Genomic DNA, 5,991 nt, shown 5'->3' on the forward strand with positions numbered 1-5,991 from the left:
CGAGGATCTAGCGGAGCGGCGGCGTGCCCAAGGTCAGCCCGGACGATGTGGCGGCGCGGCGCCGTCTTATCCTTGACGGCGCCCGCCGCTGCTTCGCCGAATTCGGCTACGACGGCGCCACGGTGCGCCGCCTTGAGCAGGCGATCGGGCTGTCGCGCGGGGCGATCTTCCATCACTTCCGCGACAAGGACACCCTGTTTTTCGAGCTTGCGCACGAGGATGCCGAGCGGATGGCCGACGTCGCGTCCCGCGAAGGCCTGGTCCAGGTGATGCGCGACATGCTGGCCGCCCCTGAGCAGTTCGACTGGCTCGCCACGCGGCTGGAGATCGCGCGAAAGCTGCGCCACGACACGGAGTTCCACCAGGAATGGACCGACCGGTCAGCGGAGCTGGCAGCTGCGACGATCGAGCGCCTGCGTCGCCAGAAGCTGGCCGGCCGGGTTCGCGACGACGTGCCCAGCGACGTCTTGCAGTGCTATCTGGACTTGGTGCTGGACGGGCTGGTGGCCAAAGTGGCCTCCGGTGAAGACCCCCGGTTACTCACCGCTGTCCTCGATCTCGTCGAGGGCTCCGTCCGTCAGAGCTGATTCGACGCGCGCTCAACGCGTGCGGGTGCGGTGGTTGGGACCGCCGCGACTGCGCATCGTGGTGCCCGATTCGCGCAGCATGCTGTGGATCGAACCGTACGACCGGCCCGTCGACCCGACCAGCATCCGGATGCTGGCTCCGCCTTCGTAGGCAGTGCGCAATTCGTGCAGCACCTCATCGCGCGGCTTTTTCGATTTCCGCATCGGCCCCTCCCCGCTTGAACGTCGAGCCCCAGAACCAAAGCGTAGGAACCCGCGCGGACCCGCGCGGCGAATTGACCAAATCCTCTGCTATGAAACGAAAAAAGCGCCGCGCCGATCAGGCCAGCTCGATGAGGTCCCGGTATTCATCCGACCAATGGTCCTCGGTTCCGTCCGGCAGCAGCACGACGCGTTGCGGGTCCAGCGCCGCGGCGGCGCCCGGATCGTGGGTGACCAGCACGACCGCCCCGGCGTAGCTGCGCAACGCATCCAGAACCTGTTCGCGCGACGCCGGATCGAGGTTGTTGGTCGGCTCGTCGAGCAGCAAGACGTTGGCCGTGGAGGCCACCAGGCCGGCAAGCGCGAGGCGGGTCTTCTCTCCACCGGAGAGCGTTCCGGCCGGTTGGTCGAGCTGAGCACCGGTGAACATGAACGCGCCGAGTAGGCCGCGCAGGTCTTGCTCGCCGGAGCCGGGCGCGGCGTGGCGAACGTTATCCCACACACTCGCGGCATCGTCGAGGGTGTCGTGCTCTTGGGCGAAATAGCCGACTTTCACCCCATGCCCGGGCTCGATCGTCCCGGCATCCGCTTGTTCGACACCGGCCAGCAAGCGCAACAGCGTGGTCTTGCCGGCACCGTTGAGCCCGAGCACCACCACCCGGGAACCGCGGTCGATCGCCAAATCGAGACCGCTGAAAATCTCCAGCGAGCCGTAGGTCTTTGTCAACCCGGACGCGGTCAGCGGTGTGCGACCACACGCCGACGGACTCGGAAATTTGATCCGCGCCACCTTGTCGGCCACCCGTTCGGCGTCGAGCGCGGCGATCATCCGATCGGCACGGCGCAACATGTTCTGCGCCGCAACGGCTTTGGTGGCCTTAGCGCCCATTTTCGCGGCCTGGGCACGTAGCGCGGTGGCCTTCTTCTCCGCATTGGCACGCTCTCGGCGACGGCGCTGCTCGTCGGTGGCGCGCGCGTCGAGATACTTCTGCCAGCCCATGTTGTAGACGTCGGCTTCACCACGCACGGCATCCAGGAACCAGACCCGGTTGACCACGTCGGCCAGCAGATCGACGTTGTGGCTGATGACCACCAGCCCGCCGGAGTGATTACGCAAGAAGTCCCGCAACCAGCCGATCGAGTCGGCGTCGAGGTGGTTGGTCGGCTCGTCGAGTAGGAGCGTAGTGGCCGATCCCGAGCCGCTGTCGGAGGCGGCGAACAAGATCCTGGCCAGCTCCACGCGACGGCGCTGGCCGCCAGACAGGGTTCGCAACTGCTGGGTCAGGACGCGGTCAGGCAGCCCGAGACTGGCGCAGATGCGGCCCGCTTCGCTTTCGGCGCCGTAACCGCCGAGCGCGGCGAAGCGCTCTTCGAGTTGGCCGTATTTACGGATGGCCCGATCGCGCGCGTCGTCGTCGGCGACTTCGGCCATCAGCACCTGCTGCTTCTCCAAATCGGTGAGCAGGGTGTCCAAGCCACGGGCCGACAACACCCGGTCGCGGGCCAGCACGTCGAGGTCGCCCTCCTTGGGATCCTGCGGTAGGTAACCGATCTCACCCGTGCGGGTGACGGCTCCCGCGTACGGCTCCCCCTCGCCGGCCAGGATGCGCAGGGTCGTGGTCTTGCCGGCGCCGTTGCGCCCGACCAGCCCGATCCGATCACCGGGCTGGATCCGCAGGGCCGGGCCGTCGGCATACAGGAGAGTGCGCGCGCCTGCGCGGACCTCAAGGTCCGTAGCCGTAATCACGGTCATTCTCCTTGCGGGGATCTGTTACTTGTCGTCGGTGAACACCGGCGGACGCTTCTCGGCGCGCGCGGCAACGGCTTCTTCGAAGTTGCCGGTGAGCAGGCGGACGAAGAGCTGTCCCAATCCCTCGGCCTGCATGTGCCCTTCCAGGCTAGCGGCGTCCAGTCCACTCCAAAGTGTGCGCTTGGTCAACTCGACGCCCGGCCGGGAGAACGCCGCGATCCGCTCGGCCATGTCGTAGCAGGTCTTCAGCAGTTGGTCCTCGGGGACCTGACGCGACACCAGCCCAATCCGCTCGGCCTCGTCGGCGTCGACGTCCCGGCCGGTCAGCATGATCTCGAAGGCCCGCGACGAGCCGATCGCGCGCGGCAGCAGATAGCTCAACCCCAACTCACTGGCGGTCAGCCCGTTGTTGATGCCCGCCGCTCGGAAATACGCGCCGTGCGACGCGACCCGGATGTCGGCGGCCAGCGCCAGGCAGAGCCCGCCGCCGATCGCGGCGCCGTTCACCGCGGCGATCACCGGTTGGTGCAGCTTGCGCAGCGCCAAGATCACATCGTCGAGGATCGCCATCGAGCGCAGCGCATAGGTGGGGCGGGTGAGGTCTTGCACGTGCGGCACCGAGCCGGCCGACTTGTGATCGGCACCCGAGGAGAAGCCTTTCCCCGCGCCGGTCAGCACGACCACCCGAACCGAATTGTCGTGGGTGATGTCCTCCAGCACCTCTTTGAGCGGCACCATGACGTCGAAAGCCATGGAGTTCATCCGCTCGGGCCGGTTCAGGGTGACCAGCGCAACGTGCGGACGCGGATATTCGACGAGGACCATGCTCACCGTTGAACGGTAACTGGACGACGATGCGGATTGCGAAGCGATCCGCTGAGGAGTCCGGTTATCAAGCCCAGTCCGCCCCCGCACAGATTCAGCTCGGGGGCTGCGCGCTCTGCGCCGCGGTCGCGGCGTCGACGTCGAAATCCTTGATCTGCTGAACCAGATCCTCCAGCGCGGCCGGCGGCAGCGCGCCGGCCTGGTTGAACACCAGCTTGCCCTTCTTGAAGGCCATCAGCGTAGGTATCGAGCGGATCTGCGCGGCCGCGGCGAGTTCCTGCTCGGCTTCGGTGTCCACCTTGGCGTGCACCACGTCGGGGTGCTTGTCGGCGGATGCGGCAAACGTCGGAGCGAACTGCCGACACGGGCCGCACCAAGAGGCCCAGAAGTCGACGAGCACGATGTCGTTGCCGTTGATCGTTTCGTTGAATTGTGCGGCGGTGAGTTCTTGAGTCACGAGTGTTTCAACGCAAGGCCTTGGTGCAGTGTTCCCAGGCTGAGATGGCCGTAGGCGCCGCGGACCCTGGCAGCGTGCCGCGCGGCCTATCGCTGGAGGACACCGTGCCCGTCCTCGACGACCCAGACCCGTGATTGCATCCCTTCGGCGACCAGCTGGTCGAATGTCGCCCACCACTGACCGGTCGGGACGGGGTCCACTGCCACTCGTCGGCGCAGATCACACACGTCCGCTGCGGCGCGGCGCTCGATACCGCAGGTTGTGCACAGTCAGAACGTGGCCACCAGCCGAATTTGCGACTGCATGCCACACGAGGCCGCCGAGGAACGGAGCCCATAATTGTCCTATTCAGCCGCCCAGCGGGTACTCCCGCCACGCAACGCCTCGATCGGAGAATCCTCATGCCAGTCACCACCCATCGACGTGGAGTGACTCGACTCACGATCCTCGCGGTCGCCGGCGCCACCGCCGCGTCGCTGGCCGGTTGCGGAAGCTCGAACAACGACCACGCAGCCAAACCCAGCACCTCGGCGAGCCCGACTTCTCCTCCCAAGCCACCGGTACCGGTACCGGCACCGCCCATGGGTCATGACGAGGTCGAGGGCTTGGTCAGATCGGTGTCTGGCAACACCATCGAGCTGACGCAGCGGGATCGGACGGCGGCAACGGTAGACTTCGCACCGTCGACAATGGTCACCGAGCTCGAGCCGGCCACGTTGAGCGACGTCATCAAGGGCAGCTGCGTCGATGTCGAGGCGGCGGCGCCGACCGGTCCGCCGGGTGGACCGGTCACAGCTTCGGGTGTGACGATCAGCCCGTCCGAAGGCGGCAAGTGCCCTCCGCCCCCGCCCGCAGGACCAGGTGAAAATCCTGCGGTCTTCGGCATCGTCGACTCGGTTGAAGGGAACGCGATCACCGTCGACAGCATCGATCCCGCCAGCAAGCCCACGCACGTCACGGTGCACGTCGCCGACACGACCACCTACGACAAGAACGCGCTCACCAACGCGCAAGCGATCCAGAACGGTAAATGCATGGCGGCGTTGGGAACCAAGGACGGCGGGGTGCTGCACGCCGCGACCATCGACCTCGAACCATGCCCACCGATGGGTCGCCCGCATCACCACTTTCACTTCCCGTTCCCGATTCCGCACCTGCCCCACTTTCGGCACTACTAGGGTTGACGGTGGGCTGACGGACGTTGATCTTCACCGCCATCCAGTCAGTCGGCTTCGGCCGCACCGGGCTGGCCGAAATTCGCCCGGTGTCCCCGGCTATCACGAATTCCACGAGCCGCTGGTGAGGACAGCGGCAAGCCGCTCCTGACAACGGGTTTAGCGGCTGTAGAGCAAGCAGCGGGTTGGGCGGCAGCCCAGCGGCACGTCGAGACATCGGAACTGGGTGATGCGCCGATTATTACGCCGCCTCAGCGATCCCCCTTGGCGATGAAGCGCCGTTATGTCTTGTCGCGCCAACCGCGTTCGAACGGCAGCCGCCAAGCCCGCGGGGCGATCAGCGGATGCACGGCGTTGGGACCCCACGAATCGAGGTCGTAGCTGCGCACCGGCGGCGGATCCTCGAGCAGCGGCGCCGACACTTCCCACAGTCGCTCGATGCCCTCCGCCGTGTTGTACAGCGTGTGGTCACCGCGCATCGCGTCCAGAATCAGGCGCTCGTAAGCCTCGAGGACATCGCCGGCGTGGCCCGTTTCCTCCATGGTGAACTGCAGGCTGAGCTTGTCCAACTTCATGCCGGGCCCCGGCCGCTTGCCGTAGAACGACAGCGACATCTTCGACACGTCGGCAAGGTCGAACGTCAGGTGATCCGGACCCTTTTGTCCTACACCGGATCCCGGCGGGAACATGCTGCGCGGCGGCTCGTGGAACGCGATCGAGATGATCCGCTGACCCTCGGCCAGTCCCTTGCCGGTACGCAGGAAGAACGGGACGCCCGCCCAGCGCCAATTGTCGATCTCGCATTTGAGCGCGACGAACGTCTCGGTGTCCGATACCGCGGACACCCCGGGCATATCGCGATAGCCGCGGTACTGTCCGCGCACGACATGATCGGTGTCGAGGGGGCGCATCGAACGGAACACCTTGTTTTTCTCGCTGCTGATTGCTTCCGGCGCCAACTCGGTGGGCGGCTCCATCGCGACAAAGGCCAGGATC

Annotated in this window: 7 protein-coding genes; 2 read left to right on the forward strand and 5 right to left on the reverse strand. The window is 66.3% G+C overall.

What is annotated here, in order from left to right; translation table 11 throughout:
- Positions 1 to 23: 23 nt before the first annotated feature.
- Positions 24 to 587 (forward strand): TetR/AcrR family transcriptional regulator, encoded by a 564-nt coding sequence (locus AC2VOU_RS04400; protein WP_486956252.1) that lies wholly within the window; start codon positions 24 to 26, stop codon positions 585 to 587.
- A 12-nt stretch (positions 588 to 599) separates the two neighbouring features.
- On the opposite strand, the gene AC2VOU_RS04405 is transcribed toward AC2VOU_RS04400, so the two are convergent.
- From AC2VOU_RS04405 to trxA, 4 genes are all read right to left on the reverse strand, one after another.
- Entirely contained in the window at positions 600 to 791 is a 192-nt protein-coding gene (locus tag AC2VOU_RS04405) for a helix-turn-helix domain-containing protein (protein ID WP_486956253.1), read from the reverse strand.
- Positions 792 to 906: 115 nt separating this feature from the next.
- Positions 907 to 2,535, reverse strand: coding sequence for an ABC-F family ATP-binding cassette domain-containing protein (locus tag AC2VOU_RS04410; protein ID WP_486956254.1), 1,629 nt, complete (start codon positions 2,533 to 2,535; stop codon positions 907 to 909).
- 24 nt (positions 2,536 to 2,559) lie between these two features.
- Positions 2,560 to 3,411, reverse strand: coding sequence for an enoyl-CoA hydratase (locus AC2VOU_RS04415; protein ID WP_486956258.1), 852 nt, complete (start codon positions 3,409 to 3,411; stop codon positions 2,560 to 2,562).
- 46 nt (positions 3,412 to 3,457) lie between these two features.
- Positions 3,458 to 3,820 (reverse strand): thioredoxin, encoded by a 363-nt coding sequence (gene trxA, locus AC2VOU_RS04420; protein WP_486956255.1) that lies wholly within the window; start codon positions 3,818 to 3,820, stop codon positions 3,458 to 3,460.
- 401 nt (positions 3,821 to 4,221) lie between these two features.
- On the opposite strand from trxA, the gene AC2VOU_RS04425 reads away from it, so the two are divergent.
- Entirely contained in the window at positions 4,222 to 4,998 is a 777-nt protein-coding gene (locus tag AC2VOU_RS04425) for a DUF5666 domain-containing protein (RefSeq protein ID WP_486956256.1), read from the forward strand.
- 278 nt (positions 4,999 to 5,276) lie between these two features.
- Here AC2VOU_RS04425 and AC2VOU_RS04430 read toward each other — a convergent pair.
- Positions 5,277 to 5,991: glucose-6-phosphate dehydrogenase (locus tag AC2VOU_RS04430; protein ID WP_486956257.1), on the reverse strand; the 715-nt coding region annotated here is incomplete at its 5' end.

Source organism: Mycobacterium sp. TH-M25, from assembly GCF_057473665.1.

Excerpts from the sequence above, each read along its gene's own strand:
- AC2VOU_RS04425 (WP_486956256.1), top strand. The coding sequence starts at position 4,222 with ATGCCAGTCACCACCCATCGACGTGGAGTGACTCGACTCACGATCCTC.
- AC2VOU_RS04405 (WP_486956253.1), bottom strand. The coding sequence starts at position 791 with ATGCGGAAATCGAAAAAGCCGCGCGATGAGGTGCTGCACGAATTGCGC.